Annotated in this window: 22 protein-coding genes; 14 read left to right on the forward strand and 8 right to left on the reverse strand. The window is 68.8% G+C overall.

The genetic code is table 11. The features are described from left to right. The first annotated feature begins 43 nt into the window (after positions 1–43). The gene (locus ACPCXD_RS19985) at positions 44–916 is read left to right on the forward strand and encodes an SCO6745 family protein (protein ID WP_423660946.1); all 873 of its coding nucleotides are present in this window, start codon (positions 44–46) and stop codon (positions 914–916) included. A 156-nt stretch (positions 917–1,072) separates the two neighbouring features. Further along, positions 1,073–1,525, forward strand: a complete 453-nt coding sequence (locus tag ACPCXD_RS19990; protein ID WP_059381080.1) for a universal stress protein — start codon at positions 1,073–1,075, stop codon at positions 1,523–1,525. Positions 1,526–1,529: 4 nt separating this feature from the next. Here the strand turns inward: ACPCXD_RS19990 and ACPCXD_RS19995 are convergent, their stop codons facing one another. The 4 genes from ACPCXD_RS19995 to ACPCXD_RS20010 all read right to left on the reverse strand — a co-directional run bounded on the left by ACPCXD_RS19995 (position 1,530) and on the right by ACPCXD_RS20010 (position 7,456). Continuing rightward, a complete protein-coding gene (locus ACPCXD_RS19995; protein ID WP_088899267.1) occupies positions 1,530–1,949 on the reverse strand; it encodes a hypothetical protein in 420 nt (139 codons plus the stop codon). A 111-nt stretch (positions 1,950–2,060) separates the two neighbouring features. Next, entirely contained in the window at positions 2,061–4,379 is a 2,319-nt protein-coding gene (locus tag ACPCXD_RS20000) for a HelD family protein (protein ID WP_088899266.1), read from the reverse strand. Between the two features lie 172 nt (positions 4,380–4,551). Next, positions 4,552–5,595, reverse strand: a complete 1,044-nt coding sequence (locus tag ACPCXD_RS20005) for a DoxX family membrane protein (RefSeq protein WP_202400264.1) — start codon at positions 5,593–5,595, stop codon at positions 4,552–4,554. A gap of 166 nt (positions 5,596–5,761) precedes the next feature. Beyond that, positions 5,762–7,456: an alkaline phosphatase D family protein gene (locus ACPCXD_RS20010; RefSeq protein WP_160876905.1), complete on the reverse strand. Its 1,695-nt coding sequence runs from the start codon at positions 7,454–7,456 to the stop codon at positions 5,762–5,764. A 193-nt stretch (positions 7,457–7,649) separates the two neighbouring features. On the opposite strand from ACPCXD_RS20010, the gene ACPCXD_RS20015 reads away from it, so the two are divergent. From ACPCXD_RS20015 to ACPCXD_RS20035, 5 genes are all read left to right on the forward strand, one after another. After that, complete coding sequence (locus ACPCXD_RS20015; RefSeq protein ID WP_145691065.1) at positions 7,650–7,901, forward strand: hypothetical protein; 252 nt, start codon at positions 7,650–7,652, stop codon at positions 7,899–7,901. 204 nt (positions 7,902–8,105) lie between these two features. Continuing rightward, complete coding sequence (locus ACPCXD_RS20020; protein WP_145691064.1) at positions 8,106–8,411, forward strand: hypothetical protein; 306 nt, start codon at positions 8,106–8,108, stop codon at positions 8,409–8,411. A 215-nt stretch (positions 8,412–8,626) separates the two neighbouring features. Beyond that, entirely contained in the window at positions 8,627–9,844 is a 1,218-nt protein-coding gene (gene istA, locus ACPCXD_RS20025) for an IS21 family transposase (protein ID WP_423660977.1), read from the forward strand. Then, on the forward strand, positions 9,844–10,650 hold the full coding sequence (istB, locus tag ACPCXD_RS20030) for an IS21-like element helper ATPase IstB (RefSeq protein ID WP_160875392.1): 807 nt from the start codon (positions 9,844–9,846) through the stop codon (positions 10,648–10,650). The genes istA and istB overlap by 1 nt, the downstream gene beginning before the upstream one ends. Before the next feature lie 141 nt (positions 10,651–10,791). Then, complete coding sequence (locus tag ACPCXD_RS20035) at positions 10,792–11,739, forward strand: SMI1/KNR4 family protein (RefSeq protein ID WP_160875391.1); 948 nt, start codon at positions 10,792–10,794, stop codon at positions 11,737–11,739. Between the two features lie 4 nt (positions 11,740–11,743). On the opposite strand, the gene ACPCXD_RS20040 is transcribed toward ACPCXD_RS20035, so the two are convergent. Both ACPCXD_RS20040 and ACPCXD_RS20045 read right to left on the reverse strand, forming a co-directional pair. Further along, entirely contained in the window at positions 11,744–12,190 is a 447-nt protein-coding gene (locus ACPCXD_RS20040) for a hypothetical protein (RefSeq protein WP_423660950.1), read from the reverse strand. 36 nt (positions 12,191–12,226) lie between these two features. Next, on the reverse strand, positions 12,227–12,916 hold the full coding sequence (locus ACPCXD_RS20045; protein WP_229564966.1) for an MBL fold metallo-hydrolase: 690 nt from the start codon (positions 12,914–12,916) through the stop codon (positions 12,227–12,229). A gap of 131 nt (positions 12,917–13,047) precedes the next feature. Here ACPCXD_RS20045 and uvrA point away from each other — a divergent pair, with 131 nt between their 5' ends. Continuing rightward, positions 13,048–16,071 carry an excinuclease ABC subunit UvrA gene (uvrA, locus tag ACPCXD_RS20050; protein WP_088899262.1) on the forward strand — a complete coding sequence of 1,008 codons (3,024 nt, stop codon included), beginning with the start codon at positions 13,048–13,050 and terminating at the stop codon, positions 16,069–16,071. A 97-nt stretch (positions 16,072–16,168) separates the two neighbouring features. Here the strand turns inward: uvrA and ACPCXD_RS20055 are convergent, their stop codons facing one another. Continuing rightward, positions 16,169–16,534 carry a DUF1844 domain-containing protein gene (locus ACPCXD_RS20055; RefSeq protein ID WP_016692782.1) on the reverse strand — a complete coding sequence of 122 codons (366 nt, stop codon included), beginning with the start codon at positions 16,532–16,534 and terminating at the stop codon, positions 16,169–16,171. 319 nt (positions 16,535–16,853) lie between these two features. On the opposite strand from ACPCXD_RS20055, the gene infC reads away from it, so the two are divergent. The 6 genes from infC to pheT all read left to right on the forward strand — a co-directional run bounded on the left by infC (position 16,854) and on the right by pheT (position 22,833). Beyond that, the gene (gene infC / locus ACPCXD_RS20060; RefSeq protein WP_080597679.1) at positions 16,854–17,567 is read left to right on the forward strand and encodes a translation initiation factor IF-3; all 714 of its coding nucleotides are present in this window, start codon (positions 16,854–16,856) and stop codon (positions 17,565–17,567) included. Positions 17,568–17,638: 71 nt separating this feature from the next. Next, the gene (gene rpmI, locus ACPCXD_RS20065) at positions 17,639–17,833 is read left to right on the forward strand and encodes a 50S ribosomal protein L35 (protein ID WP_006553978.1); all 195 of its coding nucleotides are present in this window, start codon (positions 17,639–17,641) and stop codon (positions 17,831–17,833) included. Between the two features lie 67 nt (positions 17,834–17,900). After that, positions 17,901–18,281: a 50S ribosomal protein L20 gene (rplT, locus tag ACPCXD_RS20070; protein ID WP_006553977.1), complete on the forward strand. Its 381-nt coding sequence runs from the start codon at positions 17,901–17,903 to the stop codon at positions 18,279–18,281. A 38-nt stretch (positions 18,282–18,319) separates the two neighbouring features. Beyond that, positions 18,320–19,132: a TrmH family RNA methyltransferase gene (locus ACPCXD_RS20075; protein WP_026061250.1), complete on the forward strand. Its 813-nt coding sequence runs from the start codon at positions 18,320–18,322 to the stop codon at positions 19,130–19,132. 84 nt (positions 19,133–19,216) lie between these two features. After that, positions 19,217–20,287: a phenylalanine--tRNA ligase subunit alpha gene (pheS, locus tag ACPCXD_RS20080; protein ID WP_026061249.1), complete on the forward strand. Its 1,071-nt coding sequence runs from the start codon at positions 19,217–19,219 to the stop codon at positions 20,285–20,287. Positions 20,288–20,346: 59 nt separating this feature from the next. Beyond that, positions 20,347–22,833: a phenylalanine--tRNA ligase subunit beta gene (gene pheT / locus ACPCXD_RS20085; RefSeq protein WP_088899261.1), complete on the forward strand. Its 2,487-nt coding sequence runs from the start codon at positions 20,347–20,349 to the stop codon at positions 22,831–22,833. On the opposite strand, the gene ACPCXD_RS20090 is transcribed toward pheT, so the two are convergent. Then, positions 22,822–23,889 carry an Lrp/AsnC family transcriptional regulator gene (locus ACPCXD_RS20090; protein WP_016692777.1) on the reverse strand — a complete coding sequence of 356 codons (1,068 nt, stop codon included), beginning with the start codon at positions 23,887–23,889 and terminating at the stop codon, positions 22,822–22,824. The genes pheT and ACPCXD_RS20090 overlap by 12 nt on opposite strands. Positions 23,890–23,929 lie beyond the last annotated feature (40 nt).

Genomic DNA, 23,929 nt, shown 5'->3' on the forward strand with positions numbered 1-23,929 from the left:
GCACGGCCCGGTCGGCGCCGGCGACTCGGTAGGGTCGCTTCCCATGGATCCCTCTTCGGCCGGGCGTGCTGCCCGCGCACTCGAACTGCTGCACTCGGGCGTCTACTTCGCGCCGGACGTCGCGAGCGAACTCGCCGCGCTCGGTGTCGACGGCCCGGCTGCGCAGTACTTCGGGGGACGCGCGGCGCCTCTGGGTGCCGTCGGCCCCGGGGTCGTGACCGCGACGTTCTACAGCTTCTCGCCCCGCCTGGTGGCATCGGCCGTCCCGGCCGTGTGGCAGAGCGCCGAGCCGGCCGCGATCATCGCGGCGCGGTTGCGCGGACTCGACGCTCTCCACCGGCGGGTCCTCGGGCAGGACGTGCTCGATTCTGCGGAGATGAACGAGGCCGCGGACCTCGCGACCACCGCGGCGCGGGCGATCCCCGGTCCCGACGGGCGCCCGCTCTACGCTGCTCACGCCGACCTGCCCTGGCCCGAGGAGGCGCACCTGCGCCTGTGGCACGCCCTGACGCTGCTGCGCGAATATCGCGGCGACGGCCATATCGCGGCGCTGCAGACCGCGGGACTGTCGGGTCTCGACGCACTCGTCACCCACACGGCGACCGGTATCGGCTTCGCCACCGATCCCGCCCGGAAGCTGCGGGGCTGGTCGCGGGACGAGTGGGCGGACGCCGAGAAGGAACTGCGCGGGCGCGGGCTGCTCGACAAGCGTGGCGAGCTCACCGGCGAAGGATTCGAGGTGCGTGAGCTCGTCGAGGATCTCACCGACGACCTGGCGGTCGCGCCGTGGAGTGCGCTCGGTGACGAGGGTGTGGAGCGTCTGCTCGACCTCGCGTTGCCGTGGCGCGATGCCTTCGTCGACGCCGAGGTGTTCCCCGCCGGCCTCTTCGGCCCGCGTTACGGTGACGCGCGGTAACATCAAACGCGATTGTGGGATGAGACCCAAACGTCCCACCCGGGCCGCCCATCCCGCTACTGTCGACGCAGCGTATGGCGGGGGAGCGTGCGTGTCCTCCGTCGACGACGGCATCGGCGGCATGCGTCGATGGACCACACACCTGATGGAGGATGAATGAGCGCCTACCGGACCATAGTCGTCGGAACCGACGGTTCCGAATCGTCGTATCGGGCCGTGGAGAAGGCAGCTGCTCTGGCCGGCGACGCCGGCGCCCAACTGGTGATCGCCTGCGCCTACTACCCGGCCGACCCCAAGGACACCGCGCAGGCCGCTGACGCGCTGCGCGACGAGGCGTACCAGGTCACCGGCTCGGCACCGACCTACGAGATCCTGCGCACCGCACGGGAGAAGGCGACCGTGGCCGGCGCCCGCAAGATCACCGAGCGCCCCATCGTCGGTGCCCCCGTCGAATCGCTCCTCACGCTCGTCGAGGAGGTCGACGCCGATCTCATCGTCATCGGCAACCGCGGCCTCAACACGCTGACCGGGCGCCTGCTCGGTTCCGTCCCGTCGGACGTCGCCCGCAAGGCCCTGTGCGACGTGCTGGTGGTGCACACCGTCCGCTGACGGATCAGCAGTACTCCTCGCGGACGGTCTCGAGGTAGCGCGCGGCGGCATCGTCCGCCGACATGCGCGACCCCGAGGCGCCCGCAGCATAGGCGGCGATCGGCCGGAGCGTGACGAGGACGTCGTGCTCCGGCACGCCCGCGCTCAACTGGTCGCACACCCCTCGCACCACCGCCAGCACCGTGTCGTCCTTGACATCGGCGACCAGTCCGGACGCGTCCAGCGCCTCCTTCACCCGCAGGAACCGCACGTCGGGCGGCGTCGACGAGGTCGGGGCGATCGACGTCGTGGACGTCGCGGCCTGCGCTTCGTCCTGGGTCGGCGTCGCCGATCCGCACGCGGCGGAGACGAGGAACCCGCTCAGCGCCGCGATCGCCGCGCACCCCGCTCGACGTATCCGGTGGTGCGCTGCCCCATAGGCCACGTGTTCGTTCCCTCCGCGGATGATCCGTCCCAGTCCCTTGCCCCGAAGGACGGTACCGTCCGGTGACCGGTCCTGGGGTCCGCTCGGCGGTGTCTGCCGAACCGTGTCGGCTCAGCAGTGTGTCGGCGCGGCGAGACCGGCCAGCACCTCCGGCAACGCCTCCGAGTGCACCACCCCGAGACGCTGGGTGGCTCGGGTCAGCGCCACGTACAGGTCGTTCATCCCGCGTGAGGAATCGGTGAGGATCTCCGCCGGTTCGACGAGCAGTACCGCGTCGAACTCGAGGCCCTTGACCTCCTTCACGGTCGCGACCGTGACCGACTCGGACGCGAGATGCTCCCACGCAGCCACGAGCCGCGCCGGAACGAGCACGGCCGTCGTGCCCGGGCCGGTCTCGGCGTCGAGCGCGGCCTGGACGGTGGTGAGCACCGCGTCCGCGTCGACGTGCTGCGCCCACGGCTCGAAACCGGACTCGCGCACCGACTGCGGCGGCACCTGGTCGGGATCGATCTCCGCGAGCACCGCGTGCGCGATCCTCATGATCTCCGCCGGGGTGCGGTAGTTGACCGTCAGTTCGGTCTTCTTCCACCGGTTCGCGACGTACGGTTCGAGGATCTGCTGCCACGACTCGGTTCCCGCCGGATCCCCGGTCTGCGCGGTGTCGCCCACCAGGGTCATCCAGCGATTCGGGATGCGGCGCATGATCGTTCGCCACGCCATCGCCGACAACTCCTGCGCCTCGTCGACGATCACGTGGCCGTACGTCCAGGTGCGATCACCGGCCGCCCGCTCCGCCGTGGTCTCGTGGCGACGGTGGTTCTGTCGTTCGGCGAGCTGAGTGGCGTCGATCAGGTCGTATGCCATGAGCAGTTCGGGATCGAGATCGTCCTCGAGATCCTGCGGTGCCGAACCGGTGAGGATGTCGAGTGCGCCCTGCGCGTCGGCGATCTGCTTGCGCCAGCGCCGCTTCGCGCGTTCACGTTCGGCGGCGTCGTCCACACCGAGCAGTTCGGCGAGCTCGTCGAGCAGGGGAGCGTCGGCGGCGCTGAAATGCCCCGGTGCATCGGGACGGTGCAGCGCGTCGATCTGCTCGTCGGTCAGCGTCGGAGCCGCCGACGCGATCCGGTCGCGGGAGGCGAGCAGATCCGAGAGCACCTGCTGCGGGGACAGTTCCGGCCACAGTGCGTCGATCGCAGCGACGATGTCGGGATCCGAACGCATCTCGGACCGGATATCGTGGATGTCCTCCCGGCTCAACAGGTTCGCGCCGCCGAGCGGATTCGATCCGATGATCCCGGCGAGCTGGTCGGCGAGGGCGTCGATGACCCCGTTCACGAAGATCGGCCGGGCAAGGTTGTGCGGTCGGCGGGACGACCGGGCGCGACCCCGCGCACGGGTCACGATCTTGCGGTCGAGGGTGAGCGCGTAGGTGTCGAAGCTCAGCGGAACGGGGGAGCGGGGCACTTCCTGCCGGTCGCGGACGGCCTTCTCGAGCACCTTCACCATGTCCAGGGAGCCCTTGAGCTCGCCGGCCACGGGACCGTCCTCGACGGTCGGCGTGACCCCCGGATACAGATCCCCGACCGTCGACAGCAGCACCCCGGTCTCACCGAGCGAGGGCAGCACCTGACCGATGTAGTCGAGGAAGCGGCTGTTCGGGCCCACGATGAGCACGCCGCTCTTCGCCAGCTGCTTTCGGTAGGTGTAGAGCAGGTAGGCCGCGCGGTGCAGCGCGACAGCGGTCTTGCCGGTGCCCGGACCGCCCTGGACGACGAGCACACTGCGATGCTCGGACCGGATGACCGCGTCCTGCTCGGCCTGGATCGTCGCCACGATGTCGTGCATCTGCCCGGTACGCGCGGCGTTCAGAGCGGCGAGCAGCGCCGATTCTCCGGCCACGCCACCGGCCGGTGGGGTGTCGGCGTGTTCGAGCGCCGCGTCGAGGTCGAGGTACTCGTCGTGCAGTGCGGTGACGGAGCGGCCGCGGCTGCGGATGTGGCGGCGCAGCACGACGCCGTCGGGAGCGGCGGGGGTCGCGAGGTAGAACGGGCGGGCCTGGGGTGCGCGCCAGTCGAGCAGCAGCGACTCGTAGTCGTTGTCCTCGTCGAGGATGCCGAGGCGGCCGATGTAGCGGGTCTCCGCGCCGTCCTCCGTCACGGGTCCGGAGGTGTCCGTCCCGTCGTCCCGCACATCGATGCGGCCGAAGCACAGACCGTGCTCGGCGGCGTCGTACTTCGCGATGTCCTCGGTGTACATGTGGGTGTACGACTCGCGTTCGCTGCGCGCCTGCGGGGTGCCTCCGGTCTCGCGCAGCACGCGGGCCAGCCGGGTCTTCGCGTAGTCGCGCAGACCGTCGAGATGCGTGTAGAGCATCGCCACGTAGGCCTGCTCGCGATCGAGCTCCGGATGGGACGCGCCATCAACCGGCACAGGGACTCCTCGGGGATAGACAGGACGAGATCGCTCGCCGCCGCAGGGGTGACGCGTCGACGAAAGTGCCCGAGAAGTCTAGTCGCCGCAGGAGGGAAACGGGCAGAAAGCCTGATCACAGCAGTGCGGGCGTGCGATTCCCTCGCACGCCACACCACGGTGCCGTACCGGACTACTTCTTCTTCTCGATGCTCTTCTCGAGCGCCTTCAGGTTCTTCGCGAGCTTCTTCTCCGCCTTCGTGCCCTGCTTGCGCGCGGCCTCGGCACGCAGACGGGCCTTCTCCGCGGCGACGTGGGCCCGAGCATTCAGGATCGCGGACTGCTCCTCGGCGAGCTTGGCCCACTCCGAGCTGCGATCGACCGTGGTGTCCCACAGCTTCGAGCCACGCTTGCGGGCGACGTCGGCGAGCTCGGGGGTGCGTTCGCGCGCCAGCCCGAGGAGTTCGGTGCCGCGTTCGCGGGCGCCCTCGGCGAGCTCTGGGGCGCGCTCCCGCGCGACACCGAGGATCTCGGCGCTGCGATCGCGCGCACGCTCGGTCAGCACCGGGCCGCGGTCGCGGGCGACCTCGAGCAGTCCGCTGCCCCGCTCGCGCGCGGCCTCCGCGAGTTCCGGTGCCCGTTCCTTGGCGATCTCCAGGAAGTGGCCGCCCTGCTCGCCGGCTTCCTCGGTCAGCGTCTTCACCCGCTCGGCGACGGTGTGCAGCGCTTCGGCGGTGTGGCCGTCCGAGGAATGGCTCGGCAGCGCGGCGGCCACCGACTTCTGCGCGGCACGCGCGGCGCGACGGCTCCGCCAGCCGAGCGACGGCTTGCCCTCGGTGTCCACGGCGGCGATGAGCAGACCACCCATCAGGCTCACGTTCTTGATGAGCTGGGTGCGCTGCTGGGCGCGGGCATCGGGGTCCTCGACGTTCCAGAAGTCGTGTCCCGCAACGGTTGTCGGCACGAGGCTGCCGATCAGGGCGAGAGCGGACAGGCGAGGCGCCTTGCCGAGTGCGAACAGCGTCCCGGCGCCGATCTGCACTGCGGCGTTGATCTGGACGAGAGTCTCGGGATTGCTGGGGAGCCGGTCGGTGATCGACGCCGGCAAGGCGTTCACAGCCTGATCGAGCCCGGGCTGCGCGGCACCTGCTTTCGGCTCGGGCTTCCGCAGGGCGTCGATACCCCCGGCGATGAAGATGGACGCGAGCATGGGCCGCGCAATTCTCCGGACGAGCATGTGGTTCCTCCCGTGGTCGGCTGTGTTTCCAAACCCTGACACAGGTACCCCGGGCGTCACGGGAATATGCGCGAAGCAGGGTCGAAGGACACGAAGCGGTATTTCGGACCGTACGGAAACCAAGGAAATCCCGAATCAAACGCCGATGGGGACCACCCCTCCGGGCTCACCTCGACGGCTGTTCCTCCGCGCAGGCGGACGGGACCTCGGGCGGTCGATCCTCGGTGGTCAGGGGTACTTCCGCGACGGTCTCGAACAGATGCGGACCCGACGCGGTCTCGACGCTCCGCTCGATGGTCAGACGCGCAGCACGTCCTCGTGTCCGCAGCGTGGCGATCTGGTTCCCGAAGCTCGGACCTGTCATCTTCGACCACGAGAACGACGCCTCGGGAACAGCCGTCACCCGGCCGAGGATCAGTCGCACGACGCGCTCCGCCGCGCGGCTCCACGCAGCGCGGAAGGCGAGCCGGACGGCTGCCGGGACGTGGTTGTGCAGGGGCGAACAGGTCAGCTGGTAGACCGCGCCGGCGGTCGGCGTCGCGAATCGGACGCGGGCGGCGTAAGCATGGTGCACGTCGCCCGAGAGGACGCAGATCGTCGCGGGCGCGCGGCCGGACGTTCCGGCGCGACGTCCGGCGGCAACATCCCGCAGCAGCCGTGCGAGTCGCTCGAACGAATCACGGAAGGCCGACCAGTGTTCGAGATCCGCGGCGCGGCGGAGTTTCTCGGCCCAGCGTGCCGATCGGGCACCGCGCGCACCGGATGCAAGCTTCTCGTCCCATGCCTCGAGGTCGTGCATCGCGCGGGGGAGGAGCCACGGCAGCGACGTGCCGATCAGCAGGTGGTCGTAGTCGCCGTCGGTCTGTTCCTCGATCCAGTCGAACTCCGGATCGGACACCATGTCGCGCCGGTCGGGAGTGAGCACCCGGCCGCACCGCGAATCGATCACCAACAGACGCACCGGTCCGAAATCGCGGCGGTACGACCATCGCACCCCTTGACTGCCGTCGGCTTCCTCGTCGGCACCGGACGCGAACGCACGCAGGATCGGTTCGGCGTCTCCGGCGCAGTTCCGCACCCGATCGTAGAGCGGGTCCTCGTCCAGTTCGGCGGGGGAGAGGTTCCCGAGATGCTGATAGATCCAGTACGACGCCAGCGCCCCGACGATGCGTTCCTCCCACCACGTGGAGGCCTCCACCTCCCTGCGCCACGAATAGGAGGTGTTCCAGTCGTCGTGCACGTCGTGATCGTCGAAGATCATCGAGGTCGGCACGGTCGACAGCAGCCACCGGACGTTGTCCTGGGACCACGACCGGCTGTACAGCCAGGTGTACTCCTCGAAGTCGCGTACCTGGGCCCCGGGCGGTTCCGACAGATCGTGACGCTCACCGACCCGGCGCTTCATTTCCTCCGACAACTCGTCGGCGTAGACCTGATCTCCCAACAGCAACAACGCGTCGGGCCATTCGTCGATCGGCAGGGAACGCATTCGTTGCGCGTAGGCGACGAGGGCATCCTTCCCGAGTACGGTTGTCGGTTCCGCGCTCGCCGAGGCAACCCGGCACGATCCGAAGGCGAGCACGAAGCCCTCGGGGTCGTCTCCCGCGGTCCTGATCAGCGGCGGTGCAACGCCGGCGGGCGGCCACACGACCCGGCCGTCGAGATCCACCTCGTAGGGCGTCACCGATCCGGGTTCGAGGTCTCGGACGGTGACGAGCGCGTAGTGGTGTCCCGCAACCGTCCATGTGGGTTCCGAACTGCCGAGCACGCGCACCGTGCAAGGCTCGGACGTCTCCACCCAGATCGTGGCGTCCGTGTCGCCGATGTGCCGAAGCACCGGCCCCAGTACGAGATCCGCCACAGTGTCAGGCCTCCGTGCTCGTGCGAGCTCGTCCGGTTTTCGAGCGTACTCGCGGCAGTGGCGCACAGGAGGATTCCGGCGAACTCCGATCCTCGTTCGACCTCCGGGACTCCGCGACGGGGCGCACCCTGGAACGGACGCCACCGCATCGGCCCGCTCGGGTCGGTGCCGCGTGCTGGAAGGGGGCCCGGACATGACCGACGCGGAGGATCCGACCCGTTGGGATCGGCTCGACGACGAAGAGAAAAGACAGGCGAAGGAGAAGGCCGAGGAGATCGACCGTATGTACGAACCGGGAGCACGACCGACCACGGTCGTGCCGGGCACGAACGGGATGGTCTCGGGAACGGCCTTCGCGGACACGGTGGGCGAGCGCTCGAGCGAGGAGCACGCCGATGCGGGCAGGGGTGAGGAAGGGACCGACAGGGAAAATACTCCCGACTAGACGCCGATCTTCTCCGAGCGACGAGCCCACAGGGAGCGTGCTGTGAACTCGGCTGCGCTTTTCCGGGAGCGTCCTCTGAATGCACCGTCCGAACGGACGTCGACATCTGAAGCGTGGAATGCGGGGCGAGTGACGCTTTCCGACCCGTTCAGGAATTGCCTTCCGGGCGATCGACGCTGGGAGAGCTTCTGACATGATGCGGCGATGACGATGGACCGACTTTTCGTGGAGGAACCTGAAGGCTGGGGATTGCGTGGCGACCCGTATGTGTGGGCCGCACTACGAGAGTATCTGGCCGGAGTTCCTCTTCCTGATGACGAGGTGACGTTGGAAGAGTCGCTCTTCTCGGCCTTCACGGCGGTCGTGGGCTCGGACCTGCGAACTGAGCCGGCGGAGCGGGTGTATCGGGAGGAGTTCGCTCACGGCGGCATGTCGAGCGGCCACGTTCATCTGCCGACATGGCGGGATTCTCTGATCCCGCTGTTGGTGAGTAGGGGACGACCGGCCTGAGCGACGGCGTAGGCAGGATCGCCACCTCAGCGGGAGTCCCGACATCACCGGTCGAAGATCTCAGTGTCGACGTGGCCGAACGGGAGCGACCTGGGTGGGTGTGCTCGGCTGTCGCAGGCTAGGGCTCGTACCGAGTTGTCGGCTCCGGTTGAAGCTTGAGCAGGTATTCCGGTCGAAAAGTGAGCACTCCACTCGACGATTGAGGAGTGATCACTGTGGAGGACTGGGCGTTGATCCGTCAGCTGCACAACTCGGAAGCAATGACGCAGACCGCGATCGCCCGCAAGTTGGGGCTCTCGCGCAACACCGTAGCCAAGGCGTTGCGCTCCCAGGTACCGCCGAAGTACGAACGCGCCCGTTCCCAGTCCTCGGCGTGGGCGCTGACCGAACCGGCGGTGCGAACCCTGCTGGCCACCTATCCGGCGATGCCGACGACGGTGCTCGCCGAACGGGTTGGCTGGAGCGGTGGCAATTCGTGGTTCGCCGAGAACGTTGCCCGTATCCGCCCGGAATATCAGCCGGCCGACCCGGCGGATCGGCTGGTGCATCTGCCTGGTGAGCAGATCCAGTGCGATCTGATGTTCCCCGGCCCGCTCGTTCCCGACGACGTCGGCGCCTTGCGTTCGTTTCCGGTGCTGGTGATGGTCGCGACGTATTCGCGCTTCCTCGCCGCGGTGATGCTGCCCTCGCGGGTGACCGGGGACCTGCTGGCCGGGATGTGGCAGCTGCTCGCCGAATCGTTCACGATGGTTCCGCGGACACTGTTGTGGGACAACGAAGCCGGGATTGGGCAGCGAGGACGGCTCGCCGACGGAGTCACCGGGTTCTGCGGCACGCTGGCCACCCGGCTGGTGCAAGCACCGCCGTACGATCCCGAAACCAAGGGGATCGTCGAACGCGCCAACGGTTATCTGCGGACCTCGTTTCTGCCCGGCCGGCGGTTCACCTCCCCGGCGGATTTCAACTTCCAGCTCGCCCAGTGGCTCGCGGTGGCCAACACACGCACTCACCGGGTGACCCGGCGGCGGCCGGTCGACGCGATGGCCGAGGACCGGGCAGCGATGACGGCGCTGCCACCGGTCGCTCCGGCGGTCGGGACCACCCGCACCGTCCGGCTCGGCCGGGACTACTACGTCCAGGTCGGCGGGGCCGCCTATTCGGTGCATCCGGAGGTGATCGGACGGATGATCACCCTGACCGCCGATCCGCAGCAGGTGCGGGTGTCCTGCGAGCATCGCCTCGTCGCCGAACATCGGCGCAGGTGGGGGCCGGGGGCGGTGGTGACCGATCCCGAGCATGCCGCCGTCGCCCGGCAGCAACGCGCCCACTACACCGCCGCTCAGCGCGGCAGACCCGAACCGGATGCGGTCGAGGTGCAGGTCGCGGATCTGGCCACCTACGACGCGGTGTTCGGGACGTCGGAGGTGGCGTGATGAACACCCGTCACACTACCTCGGAGACGCACAAGGTGATCGTCCACCATGCCCGGGCGCTCAAGGCCCCGCGGATCGTCGCCGAATACGCCCGCCTCGCCGAGCAGGGACGCGACGCGAGCTGGTCGTTCGAGGAGTATCTGGCGGCGGTGCTGGCCATCGAGTCCAATGCCCGCGCCGAATCCGGGGCCCGGTTGCGGATCAAGAGCGCCGGGTTCCCGGCGATCAAGACGGTCACCGACTTCGATTTCGGTGTCCAGCCCGGTCTCGACCGGGCGCAGATCGCCCGCCTCGAAGGCGGCGGATGGCTCACCGAAGCCCGCAATGTGGTGCTGCTCGGACCGCCGGGAACAGGGAAAACGCATCTGGCGACAGCATTGGCGGTCGCGGCCGCGCACACCGGTCACCGGGTGGCGTTCGCGCCGGCGACCGGGTGGATCACCCGGCTGGCGCATGCACATCGGCTGGGGCGGTTGGACATCGAGCTGCGCAAGATCGCCCGGATCGGGTTGGTCGTGATCGACGAGGTCGGCTACATCCCGTTCGACACCGATGCCGCGAACCTGTTCTTCCAGCTGGTGTCGAGTCGCTACGAGAAGTCCTCGATCATCCTGACCTCGAATCTGCCGTTCGCGAGGTGGAGCGAGGTGTTCGGCGAGGCCACCATCGCCTCGGCGATGATCGATCGGATCGTTCACCACGCCGACGTGATCGCGTTGAAGGGCACCAGTTATCGCATCAAGCACACCGCGATCGAGTCGTTGCCGTCCGCTGCTGCCGCTGGAGGGACCGATGCGCAGACCTGAACCTGCTCGTCACCTTGACCCGATGCACGGAACCTCGACAGTCACCGCAGCACGGGTGTCCCCGACGCTGTTCTGACCTCTCTCGGCCCGAGATACCTGTCACTTCGACTGCCGATCAGCAGAACAAGGCACAATGCTCACGTGATCGCCTGGGATCTGACAGTCTTCTACCGACGGGGTGACACCGGTGGTGGGCAAGGACTGCACGGCCTGAGCAACAGTGACTCCGTCGTGCAGGCAGCACGCGATGCAGCGCGAGCCGCCCGGGAGTGGGCCGACAGAACCGGCAGCACCATCAAGGCTGTTCCGGGCCGTTTGCTGATCAACGGGGTGCTGGGGCCGATCGATCTTCCCGGCCTCGACGGTTCATCGCCCCTGGATGAGGTCGCGGCCGGAGCCGAGGACGCGCTGCACCAGTGGCAAGTTCAGCAACGCCCCGCAGTCCCCGAGTACGAGAGCGCTAGTGCGATCGAGCCGGAAGACGACGACACCGCACCGCGGTCCGTCAGCCGCGGCGGTGAGCTGACCGTGTTGTGGCAGGACCTCGCTGCCACCGCCGCCCTCGACGACGTGGCAGCAGGAGCCACCGATGACGATCTCGACGCCGCCGAGAACCACACCGGCTATCAGTGGCCGGACGAGGTCCGTGAGCTGTTCCAGCTCCAAGGCGGAGGTATCGAGATCGTCCCGATGTTCCGGTTGCTCTCCCTCGACGAGACCCTCACCACCTGGGACATGTGGACGCAGATCAACGACGATCTACGGGAGCGCTGGCCGGAAGGCTCGGCCCCTGACGAGGCAGCAATCCGATCAGCGCCCGCGGGCAGTCCGGCCGAAGTGTTCATCCCCGACCTGATCCCCATCGCCGACGATGCTGCCGGTACTTCACTGTGTGTCGACACCCGCCCCGGCGACCTGCACAACTGCGTCGTCGAGTACTCCGCATCCGCAGGTGGTTCACGCCCGCTGTGGGTCTCGGTCAACGCCATGATCGCAACCGTCGTCGACAGCATCCGGAACCGACGTCCACTCCATGACGGCTGGACAACGACCACAACGGGAACGTTGATTTGGTACTCGGACGACTGAAACGTCACGAAAAACTTGAGCGGATCTGGGCCTTCCGCGGATCGAACCGGTGAGACAGACTGGATTGACCGAACCTGCTCATCTTTCGACCGGACGAACAGCTCATCTTTCGACCGGACCCGACACCGAGTGCCGTCGGGTCCGATCCAGGCGCTGATCCTGTCCCCGTGGGCTGCGATCGCACACCATGCGGTCTTCGGTGTGCCGTACTCGGTGTGCCATAGCCGAGGCCGTTCCAGTGCTTGTTGTCCGTCACGAACCAGGTGTCCTGCTCGAACGACGAGAGGGACGTCAGGGCGTTCGGATCCGGCCACCGGATGTTCGCATCCATCAGCTCGACGGCCCATCCGGACATGTCCGCATCCGCCGGGTCGACGATGACGTACCGCATGCCGTCGACGTCCGAACAGAGGGTGAACGGCGGCGGCACGTCATCGCGATCGGAGTGCACGGGGGCTCCTGCCTCTGCGGGCCCGGTACGGGACCGTCACCAACCCCGCTCGCGCCACTCGCCGAGATGCGGACGCTCGGTTCCGAGGGTCGAGTCCTTGCCGTGTCCGGGGTAGAAGATCGTCTCGTCGTCGAACCGGTCGAAGATCTTGGACTCGACGTCGCCGAGGAGCGATCGGAAAGCGTCGTCGTTCGGCGTCTTGCCGACCCCGCCGGGGAACAGCGAGTCGCCGGTGAAGATGTGCGTGCGACCCGTGCCCTGTTCCGTGAGGACCAGCGCAACCGACCCCGGAGTGTGCCCTGAGAGGTGGATCACCTGGAGATTCAGCTCACCGATCTGCACGGTGTCGCCCTCGGTCAGGATCCGGTCGGGCTGCACCGGCAGGGGACCGGCGTCGAGCTCGTGCGCGGCGGTCGGCACACCGGTCTCGGCGGCGACCCGCTCGAGGCCCTGCCAGTGATCCCAGTGCTGATGGGTGGTGACGATCAGTTCGAGCTCCGGCGCATTGTCGCGGAGGAACTGCACGAGACGGTCGGGTTCGTTTGCGGCGTCGATGAAGACGGACTTGCCGGTGGCGTCGTCGGTGACGAGATAGGTGTTGTTGTTCATCTCGCCGACGGCGAGTTTGACGATGCTCGCTCCGGGAATCCTTCGGCGTTGCGCGGGTCCGCCGGGAGTGACGTCGCCGGTGTAGGTGTCCTCGATGATCACGGGCTGCTGCGTCATGCAGCCAACCTACCTTCGCGTGCACGCGCGTGAGCCCCGGGCGCGCGGTGTTCGTCACGGAAACGTGTCGGTACCCGCGCCTACCATGGCTGAGGGCCGAACTCCGGCCTTGTCTACAGGAAGGATGTGGCGTGGCAGACCGCCTGATCGTGCGTGGAGCCCGGGAACACAACCTGCGTGGTGTCGACCTGGACCTGCCGCGCGACAGTCTGATCGTTTTCACCGGACTGTCGGGTTCGGGCAAGTCGAGCCTCGCGTTCGACACCATCTTCGCCGAGGGGCAGCGGCGCTACGTCGAGTCGTTGTCGGCCTACGCTCGCCAGTTCCTCGGACAGATGGACAAGCCGGACGTCGACTTCATCGAGGGCCTGTCGCCCGCGGTGTCGATCGACCAGAAGTCCACCAACCGCAACCCGCGGTCCACCGTCGGCACCATCACCGAGGTCTACGACTACCTGCGTCTGCTCTATGCGCGTGCCGGCACCCCGCACTGCCCGGTCTGCGGTGAGCAGATCTCCCGGCAGACGCCGCAGCAGATCGTCGACCAGGTGCTCGAGATGGAGGCCGGGGCCCGCTTCCAGGTCCTCGCACCCGTCGTGCGCACCCGCAAGGGCGAGTTCGTCGATCTCTTCGAGCAGCTGACCATCCAGGGCTACTCCCGTGTGCGCGTCGACGGGGTCGTCCACCCCCTGTCGGATCCGCCGAAGCTGAAGAAGCAGGAGAAGCACGACATCGAGGTCGTCGTCGACCGCCTCGCCGTCAAGCCCAGTGCCCAGCAGCGCCTCACCGACTCCATCGAGACCGCGCTGCGGCTCGCCGAGGGTGTCGTCGTGCTCGACTTCGTCGATCGCGAGGAGGACGCCCCCGACCGCGAGCGCCGGTTCTCCGAGAACCTGGCGTGCCCGAACGCGCACCCGCTGTCCATCGACGAACTCGAACCTCGGTCGTTCTCCTTCAACTCGCCCTACGGCGCGTGCCCCGAGTGCGCGGGTCTCGGCGTGCGCAAGGAGGTCGATCCCGATCTCGTCGTGCCCGACCCGGATCTGAGCCTGGCCGACGGCGCGATCGCGCCCTGGTCGATGGGTCAGAGCGCCGAATACTTCGGCCGACTGCTGTCCGGCCTGGCCGACGCCCTCGAATTCGACATCGACACCCCGTGGCGGAAACTGCCCGCCAAGGTGCGCAAGGCCGTGCTGGAGGGCAGCACCGAGCAGGTGCACGTGCGCTACAAGAACCGCTACGGCCGCGTCCGCTCGTACTACGCCGAGTTCGAGGGTGTCATGCCGTTCCTGCACCGCCGCCTCGAGCAGTCCGAGTCCGAGCAGGCCAAGGAACGCTACGAGGGCTACATGCGGGAGATCCCGTGCCCGGCCTGCGCCGGTGCCCGCCTTCGTCCCGAGATTTTGGCCGTGACGGTCAGCGCGGGCGACTTCGGTGCGATGTCCATCGCCGAGGTCAGCGACCTGTCGATCGCCGAGTGCGCACGCTTCCTCGACAGCCTCGTCCTCGGCGCGCGCGAGGCCGCGATCGCCGGGCAGGTCCTCAAGGAGATCCAGGCCCGACTCGGCTTCCTGCTCGACGTCGGACTCGACTACCTCACCCTCTCGCGTGCCGCGGGCACCCTCTCCGGTGGTGAGGCCCAGCGCATCCGTCTCGCCACGCAGATCGGTTCCGGTCTCGTCGGCGTGCTGTACGTGCTCGACGAGCCGTCCATCGGTCTGCACCAGCGCGACAACCGTCGTCTCATCGACACCCTCACGCGACTGCGCGATCTCGGCAACACGCTCATCGTCGTCGAGCACGACGAGGACACCGTCCGCGCCTCCGACTGGGTCGTCGACATCGGACCGCGCGCGGGCGAGCACGGCGGGAAGGTCGTCCACAGCGGCACCTACAAGGAACTGCTCGACAACCCCGAATCGCTTACCGGTGCCTATCTGTCCGGACGCGAGGAGATCGAGATCCCCGCGCTCCGGCGACCGATCGACAAGGGTCGGCAGGTCACCGTCGTCGGTGCCCGCGAGAACAACCTGCGCGAGATCGACGTGTCGTTCCCGCTCGGCGTTCTCACCTGCATCACCGGTGTGTCCGGCTCCGGGAAGTCGACACTCGTCAACGACATCCTCGCCACCGTAATGGCCAACAAGCTCAACGGCGCGCGGCAGGTCCCCGGACGGCACACCCGCATCAACGGACTCGACCAGCTCGACAAGCTTGTCCAGGTCGACCAGTCGCCGATCGGCCGCACCCCGCGGTCGAACCCGGCCACCTACACCGGTGTGTTCGACAAGATCCGCAGCCTGTTCGCGTCCACCACCGAGGCGAAGGTGCGCGGCTACCAGCCGGGCCGGTTCTCCTTCAACGTCAAGGGCGGCCGGTGCGAGGCGTGCTCGGGCGACGGCACGCTGAAGATCGAGATGAACTTCCTGCCCGACGTGTACGTGCCGTGCGAGGTATGCCACGGCGCCCGCTACAACCGCGAGACGCTCGAGGTGCACTACAAGGGCAAGACCATCGCCGAGGTGCTCGACATGTCGATCGAGGAGGCCGCGGAGTTCTTCCAGCCGGTCACCTCCATCCACCGCTACCTCAACACGCTGGTGGAGGTCGGTCTCGGTTACGTCCGCCTGGGCCAGCCGGCGACAACCCTGTCCGGTGGTGAGGCGCAGCGCGTCAAGCTCGCCGCCGAGCTGCAGAAGCGCTCCAACGGGCGCACCGCGTACATCCTCGACGAGCCCACCACGGGTCTGCACTTCGAGGACATCCGCAAGCTGCTCGGGGTCATCAACGGTCTGGTCGACAAGGGCAACACCGTCATCGTCATCGAGCACAACCTCGACGTCATCAAGACCGCCGACTGGATCATCGACATGGGTCCCGAGGGTGGTTCCGGTGGCGGCACGGTGGTCGCGGAGGGCACTCCGGAGGAGGTGGTCACGGTGGAGGAGAGCTACACCGGACGCTTCCTCGCGGAGATCCTCGACGGGCGGACCACCGCGCCCGCTCCGGCGCCGGCGCGCAAGCGCGCGGCGAAGACGACCAAGGCTGCCACGACCAAGGCCTCCGCGGCGAAGACTGCCGGGACGAAGACCGCCGCCGCGAAGACGGCGGCGAAGGCGAAGACCACCAAGAAGAAGGTGGCCGCCGCGAGCTGACGAGTCGAGCCGCCCACCTCAGCGGTGGGCGGCTCGGTCGCGTCGATGATGAAGTCGGGCTGTGGATCGTGACGTAGGCGAAAAGTGCCGGTTCGGCTCAGTAGACCGGGCCGGTGTACTTCTCGCCCGGGCCCTTGCCGGGCTCGTCGGGCACGGCCGACGCCTCACGGAAGGCGCGCTGCAGGGCCTGCAGCCCTTCGCGCAGCGGACCGGCGTGCGGACCGAGATATTCCACCGATGATGTGATCAGGCCGGCGAGTGCGGTGATCACGCGGCGGGCTTCGTCGAGGTCGCGTCGTGCGCTGCTGTCGGGATCCTCGTCGGCGAGACCGAGCTTCTCGGCAGCCGAACTCATGAGCATCACGGCTGCGCGGCTGATCACCTCGACGGCCGGGATGTCGGCGAGCTCGCGCACATCCTCTGCCGCAGCGTCCTGATCGGGGGTCTCGGGAGCATCCGTCATAGCGTCGAGCATAGGGTTGCGCCGCTCCTCGCCGACCGCGCGGGTGGGGCGCCGACGCGCCGATTCGTCGTCGACGTGGCTTTTTGTTAGACTTGATCCCACGACCGCCCGCGGTGATCCTCCGTGGGCAGCAAAGTGGAGTCCGACTCCCACCTCTGGCGGCACATCGATGCAGCTCAGGGGTCCGGTCCTCCGGGTGCGGAAGCCCCGGACGTCCGCCCTTCATCGGGCGGTGCGGATCATCCGGCGCGAGCCGGGTGGCCGTCGACCGGTCGGTATCGGACCCCGCGTGGAGCCTCGGCACCACAGCGGGGTCTTCTTGTCGAGGAGTAGGGCCACGTGCTGCGGTGCGGTCAGACCGACCACACCGCTCTACCTAGGAGGCCCCATCAGCGCTGAGACCCGCATCAACGAACGCATCCGAGTTCCCGAAGTCCGACTCGTCGGACCCGGCGGTGAACAGGTCGGAATCGTGCGTGTTGAAGATGCCCTCCGCCTGGCAATCGAAGCCGACCTCGACCTCGTCGAGGTGGCACCCGACGCCCGGCCGCCGGTCTGCAAGATCATGGACTACGGCAAGTTCAAGTACGAAGCCGCGCAGAAGGCGCGCGAATCGCGCAAGAACCAGCAGCAGACCGTGATCAAGGAGCAGAAGCTCCGTCCGAAGATCGACGACCACGACTACGAGACCAAGAAGCGCAACGTCGTGCGCTTCCTCGAAGCCGGTTCGAAGGTCAAGGTCACGATCATGTTCCGCGGCCGCGAGCAGTCGCGCCCCGAACTCGGATTCCGGTTGCTGCAGCGCCTCGGCGCCGATGTGGCCGAGCTCGGTTTCATCGAGACCAGTCCGAAGCAGGACGGCCGGAACATGACGATGGTGCTGGCCCCGCACAAGGGTGCGAAGACCCGCGCGAAGGCTCAGGAAGCCGCGCAGGCCGCACCGGCGAAGTCCGCTCCGCGCCCGGCAGCCTCCGCAGCCCCGTCCACGGAGTCCGCGCCGGCTCCCGAGACGGGCGACGCCCAGAGCAACTAGCCCGCTCAGGCAGCACATCCGGTGCTGTCCGTGAGCACCGATGTACGCACACGACAAGAACTGAGGACTCCATGCCCAAGTCGAAGACCCACAGCGGCACCGCGAAGCGATTCAAGGTGTCCGGTAGCGGAAAGGTCCTGCGCCAGAAGGCGGGTCGCCGCCACCTGCTCGAGCACAAGTCCTCGCGGGTGACGCGTCGCCTCGACGGCAAGGCCGTCGTCGCCGATGCCGACGCTCCGCGCGTCAAGCGCATGCTCGGGCTCTGAGCCTCTCCGACCGATCCATCCGGGGACACCTCGTTCGTCCCCCGAACTCTGACAGGACACATAACCAGTGGCACGCGTGAAGAGGGCCGTCAACGCCCAGAAGAAGCGTCGTTCGATTCTCGAGGCCTCGAAGGGCTACCGCGGACAGCGCTCGCGCCTGTACCGCAAGGCCAAGGAGCAGCAGCTTCACTCGCTGACCTACGCCTACCGCGACCGTCGCGCCCGCAAGGGTGATTTCCGCAAGCTGTGGATCAGCCGCATCAACGCTGCTGCCCGCGCCAACGACATCACCTACAACCGCTTCATCCAGGGCCTGAAGGCCGCCGGTGTCGAGGTGGACCGCAAGATCCTCGCCGAGCTCGCCGTCTCCGACGCCGAGGCCTTCGCCGGCCTCGTGGCCGTCGCCAAGGCTGCCCTGCCGGCCGACGTCAACGCTCCGGCTGCCTGAGTGCTGCCCTGAGCTACGACAACATCCAGGAACGACCCGTGGACACGCTCACCGAGCGCACACCACGGGTCGTTTCTGCTGTGAAACTGCTCCGGACCGCCGAGCGTCGCAAGACCGGGCGGTTCCTCGCCGAGGGTGAGAACTCCGTCACCGAGGCGCTCGCCGCCGCCCGCGTGCACGAACTGTTCGTCACCGAGGCGGCCGCCGCCCGGTACGCGACGGTCGTCGACGAGGCACACCGCAAGGGTGTGCGCGTGGGGATCGTCACCGAGCGGGCCGCTGCCCGGCTGTCCGACACCGTCACCCCGCCCGGCCTCGTCGCCGTGTGCGACACCCTCGACGTGCCGCTCGCCGAAGCGGTGACGCCGCGGTCGCGGCTCCTCGCCGTGCCCGTCGCGGTCGCCGAACCCGGCAACGCCGGCACCCTCATCCGCGTCTCCGACGCCGTGGGCGCCGACGCCGTGGTCCTCGCCGGCGACAGCGTCGACCCGCACAACGGCAAGTGCGTGCGCTCCTCGGCCGGCAGCATCTTCCATCTGCCGGTCGCGCGCGAACGCGACACCGACCGGGTGCTGGCCACGCTCGCCGAGGCCGGCGTGCAGATCCTCGCGACGGCCGCCGACGGGGAGATCGACCTCGACGACGCCGACGAGTTGCTCGCCGCACCCACCGCGTGGCTGTTCGGCAACGAGGCCCACGGACTCGACCCGCAGGTCGCCGCCCGCGCCGACCACCGCGTCCGCATCCCCATCCGCGGACGCGCCGAATCGCTCAACCTCGCCACCGCCGCCTCGATCTGCCTGTATGCGAGCGCGCGGGTGCAACATCGGGCCGCTCGGCCCATCACATAGGATTTCCCCGTGCTTCCGCGGCCTCCGGCCCGGACCGCACCTACCGAGATCACCCGTTCGTCCGAAGAAGGAGATGCACCGGTCGTGGCCAAGAAAGAGGGCGGCACCCCGCCGGCAGTCGATCCGAGCGCCCTGACCGAGGACGCGCTCACCGCCGCCGAGAAGTCCGCGATCGACGCGTTCGCCGCTGCGACCGACCTCGACGAACTCGCCCAGGCGAAGATCGACCACCTCGGCGACAAGGCGCCCATCTCCCTCGCCAAGCGCGCCCTCGGCTCGCTGCCCGGCAACGAGCGCGCCGACGCCGGCAAGCGGGTCAACGCCCACCGCACCGCCGTGCAGGCCGCCTTCGACGACCGCAAGGCCGCGCTGCAGGCCGAGCGCGACGCCGCGGTCCTCGTCGCCGAGGCCGTCGACGTCACCCTGCCCGCGACCCGCCGCGCGCTCGGCGCCCGCCACCCGATCTCGATCATCTCCGACGAGATCGCCGACGTCTTCGTCGCGATGGGCTGGGAGGTCGCCGAAGGCCCCGAGGTCGAGACCGAGCACTTCAACTTCGACGCCCTGAACTTCCTGCCCGACCATCCGGCGCGCACGATGCAGGACACCTTCCACATCGCCCCGGAGGGCTCGCGGCAGGTGCTGCGCACCCACACCTCGCCCGTGCAGGTCCGCACCATGCTGCACCGCGACATCCCGATCTACGTCGTGTGCCCCGGCCGCACCTTCCGCACCGACGAACTCGACGCCACCCACACCCCGGTCTTCTCGCAGGTCGAAGGCCTCGCCGTCGACAAGGGCCTGACCATGGCGCACCTGCGCGGCACCCTCGACGCGTTCGCGCGGGCGCTGTTCGGTCCGGAGACCCGCACCCGGATGCGTCCGAACTACTTCCCGTTCACCGAACCGTCCGCCGAGGTGGACGTGTGGTTCCCGAACAAGAAGGGTGGTGCCGGCTGGGTCGAGTGGGGCGGCTGCGGCATGGTCAACCCCAACGTGCTCCGGGCCTCGGGCATCGACCCCGACGTGTACACCGGGTTCGCGTTCGGCATGGGCCTCGAACGCACCCTGCAGTTCCGCAACGGCATCCCCGACATGCGCGACATCGTCGAGGGCGACGTGCGCTTCACCCTGCCGTTCGGCGTGCAGGGCTGAGAGCCCGCTCCCGACACCGACTCCACCGACCGACGACCGAACGAAAGAGCTGAGCACAAGTGCGAGTAGCGCAGTCCTGGCTGACCGAGATCCTGCAGCGCGCCACCCCGGAGTGGAACGTCACCGCCGAGGAACTCGACGCGGGATTCGTCCGGGTCGGACTCGAGGTCGAGGACATCGAGACCCTCGGCCGCATCGACAACCTCGTCGTCGGACGTGTCGTGGAGATCACCGAGCTCACCGAGTTCAAGAAGCCCATCCGCTTCTGCAAGGTCGACGTCGGTGAGGACGAACCGCGCGGCATCGTGTGCGGCGCCCGCAACTTCGCCGAGGGCGACCTCATCGTCGCCGCCCTGCCCGGCGCCGTGCTCCCCGGCGACTTCGCCATCGCGTCGCGCAAGACCTACGGGCACGTCTCCGACGGCATGATCTGCTCGCTGTCCGAGCTGGGCATCGGCAAGGACCACTCCGGCATCCTCGTGCTCGAGCCCGGCACCGCCGAACCCGGCACCGACGCCAACGATCTGCTCGGCCTCGGCGACACCGTCATCGAACTGAACATCACCCCCGACCGCGGATACTGCTTCTCCGTCCGCGGACTCACCCGCGAACTCGCGTGCGGCTTCGACCTCGAATTCGCCGATCCCGCGGCCGTGCCGGCGCTGCCGTCCGACGGCGGCGAGGCCTACCCGATCCGGCTCGAACCCGAGACGAAGGCCACCCGGTTCGCCGCGCGGCGCGTCACCGGCATCGACCCGAAGGCCGTCACCCCGTGGTGGATGCAGCGCCGCCTGCACACCGCCGGTGTCCGCCCGATCTCGCCCGCGGTCGACGTGACCAATTACGTCATGCTCGAGCTCGGCCAGCCGCTGCACGCCTTCGACGCCGCCACCCTGCAGGGTGAACTGGTCGTGCGGCGCGCCCGGGCAGGGGAGAAGCTCACCACCCTCGACGGTGTCGAGCGCGACCTCGATCCCGAGGACGTCGTCATCACCGACGACTCCGGGGTGATCTCCCTCGCCGGCATCATGGGCGGCGCCACCACCGAGGTCGGCGACAGCACCACCGATGTGCTGCTTGAGGCCGCCACCTGGGATCCGCTCGCCGTCTTCCGCGGCAACCGCCGGCACAAGCTCAGCAGCGAGGCCGGCAAGCGCTTCGAACGCACCGTCGATCCGGCCCTGGCCCGCGCCGCGCTCGACCGGGCCGCGAGCCTGCTCGTCGAGATCGCCGGTGGACAGGTGGAATCGACCCTCACCGACATGGTCGTGCCCACCGAGAGCCCGACGATCCGCATGGACATCGACCTGCCCGACCGCATGGCCGGGGTGAGTTACCCGAACGGCACCGCCGCCCGCCGCCTCACACAGATCGGGTGCGCGGTCGAGGTCGGCGTCGGCGAGGACGGCCACGGCCAGCTCGTCGTCACCCCGCCGACCTGGCGTCCCGACCTGCGTCAGCCCGCCGACCTCGTGGAGGAGGTGCTGCGCCTCGAAGGTCTCGAGCAGATCCCGTCGGTGCTGCCCACCGCCCCCGCCGGTCGTGGTCTGACGGCCACGCAGAAGCGTCGCCGCGCCGTCTCCCGTGCCCTCGCCCACGACGGCTACGTCGAGGTGCTCGCCCCGGTGTTCCTGCCGGCCGGTGTGTTCGACACCTGGAAGCTCGACGCCGACGACCCGCGACGGGTGACCACCAAGGTGCTCAACCCCCTCGAGTCCGACCGTCCGGAGCTGGCCACCACGCTGCTGCCGGGTCTGCTCGAGATCCTCGGCCGCAACGTCTCGCGCGGACAGCGCGACCTGTCGCTCTACGCGATCGCGCAGGTCGTGCAGCCCACCTCCGAGACGAAGCCGGTCGACCTGCTGCCGGTCGACCGTCGTCCCACCGACGACGAGATCGCCCTGCTCGAAGGGTCGCTGCCGAAGCAGCCCGTCCATGTCGGTGGTGTGCTCGCCGGGTTGCGCGAACCGGCCGGTCCGTGGGGCACGGGCCGCGCCGCCGATGCCTTCGACGCCTTCGCCGCCGCGGAGACCGTCGCACGCGCCGCCGGGGTGCGCCTCGAGCGCCGCGCCGCGCAGTACCTGCCGTGGCATCCCGGCCGCTGCGCCGAACTGCTCGTCGACGGGGTCGTCGTCGGCCACGCCGGCGAACTGCATCCCGCGGTGATCGAACGGGCCGGCCTGCCCGCCCGCACGTGCGCCTTCGAACTCGACCTCGACGCGTTGCCGATCGTGGAATCGCTTCCGGCGCCGGTGGTCTCGCCGTTCCCGGCGGTCCTGCAGGACGTCGCCGTCGTGGTCGACGCGGACGTGCCGGCCACCGACGTCGAGAGCGCCCTGCGCTCGGGTGGCGGCGACCTGCTCGAGGACATCCGTCTGTTCGACGTCTACCAGGGCGCCCAGCTGGGGGAGAACCGCAAGTCCCTCGCATTCGCGCTGCGTTTCCGCGCTCCCGATCGCACCCTCACCGAGGACGAGGCCAGCGCCGCCCGCGAGGCGGCGGTCGCCGCCGCGGCCACCGCGGTCGGTGCCGAGCTACGCGCCTGAGACGACGCCCGCGTCCCCGCCCGGCAGCCACACGTCGGGCGGGACCGTGGTGACCTTGCGGCCCGCACGGTCGAGGATGTGCCCGGCGAGCTTGTGAATGCGCAACACCAGCACCCGGTCCCGCACGGTCAGGTCCGGGCATCGCGCGAGCAGCCGGGCCTCGAAGTCCGGGACCTCGGCGGGGGAGTGCAACCACGCCTGCACCACGAGGTTCGCGGCGCCGACGACGGCGAAACAGTTGCGCACCTCCGGCTCCCGGCTCACCACCCGCCCGGTGGTGGTCAACCGCTCCACGGGCACCGTGCACCACAACGTGACGAGCACCGCGAAACCCGCTGCGGGATGAGCGAACTCGCACCGTAGGCCGACGACGTCGGCGGCCAGCAACGCCTCGACCCGGCGTTTGACCGTTGCCGCTCCGGCCCCGGCGATCTCCGCGAGGGTGCGCATCGGGGTGCGGCCGTCCACTGCCAGCGCCGACAGGATCGCGCGATCGGTGGCGGAGATCGCCGTGCGTCCGCGCCGCTCACCTACCCGCCGCGAGCCCGAGGTCAGTTCCCCTCGCTCGCCCGGCCCGAGCGCGTTCAGTCGCCACGCTCCGCCCTCGGTGAACCACTCCGAGACCACGTGGGTGCGGATCGACGCGACGCCGGGCAGTTGTGCCAGGTCGTCGACGACCAACCGGGTCATCTGCTCGTAGGTCGCGGTCGCGGCGGTGACGAGCAGGTCGGCGCCGGCCGACGGCACCTCGACGGTCACCGCGTGCGGACGCCCGGTCATCACCTCGGTCACCGATCTCCTTGCGCCGGGTGCCATGGTGATCTCCAGTAGCGCGGTGGTCACCTGCGCGAGGATGCGCGGCCCCGGTGTGATCGTGGTCCACGCCAGACGTTCGCGTTCGAGGCGGCGCCAGTGCCGGGCCACCGTGGCGGCATCGAGACCGAGCGGACCGGCCAGCGCATCCCACGTGGAGCGCGGAGACCACTGGAGCGCATTGATAATTCTCAGGTCGATTTCATCGATCGATCGCGCAGTTCCGTACTCGGAATCGTCCATTTCGTCATTATCCTGCAAAATCCGTGCCGAATTCGCGCGG

Origin of the sequence: Rhodococcus sp. AB351 (assembly GCF_049538275.1) — a bacterium.
In the GTDB taxonomy this organism is placed as follows: Bacteria; Actinomycetota; Actinomycetes; order Mycobacteriales; family Mycobacteriaceae; genus Rhodococcus.

Coding starts and splice junctions, on each gene's coding strand:
- ACPCXD_RS19985 (WP_423660946.1), top strand. CDS start 44: ATGGATCCCTCTTCGGCCGGGCGTGCTGCCCGCGCACTCGAACTGCTG.
- ACPCXD_RS19990 (WP_059381080.1), top strand. CDS start 1,073: ATGAGCGCCTACCGGACCATAGTCGTCGGAACCGACGGTTCCGAATCG.
- ACPCXD_RS20005 (WP_202400264.1), bottom strand. CDS start 5,595: ATGCTCGTCCGGAGAATTGCGCGGCCCATGCTCGCGTCCATCTTCATC.
- ACPCXD_RS20015 (WP_145691065.1), top strand. CDS start 7,650: ATGACCGACGCGGAGGATCCGACCCGTTGGGATCGGCTCGACGACGAA.
- ACPCXD_RS20020 (WP_145691064.1), top strand. CDS start 8,106: ATGACGATGGACCGACTTTTCGTGGAGGAACCTGAAGGCTGGGGATTG.
- istB (WP_160875392.1), top strand. CDS start 9,844: ATGAACACCCGTCACACTACCTCGGAGACGCACAAGGTGATCGTCCAC.
- ACPCXD_RS20045 (WP_229564966.1), bottom strand. CDS start 12,916: ATGACGCAGCAGCCCGTGATCATCGAGGACACCTACACCGGCGACGTC.
- ACPCXD_RS20055 (WP_016692782.1), bottom strand. CDS start 16,534: ATGACGGATGCTCCCGAGACCCCCGATCAGGACGCTGCGGCAGAGGAT.
- rpmI (WP_006553978.1), top strand. CDS start 17,639: ATGCCCAAGTCGAAGACCCACAGCGGCACCGCGAAGCGATTCAAGGTG.
- ACPCXD_RS20090 (WP_016692777.1), bottom strand. CDS start 23,889: ATGGACGATTCCGAGTACGGAACTGCGCGATCGATCGATGAAATCGAC.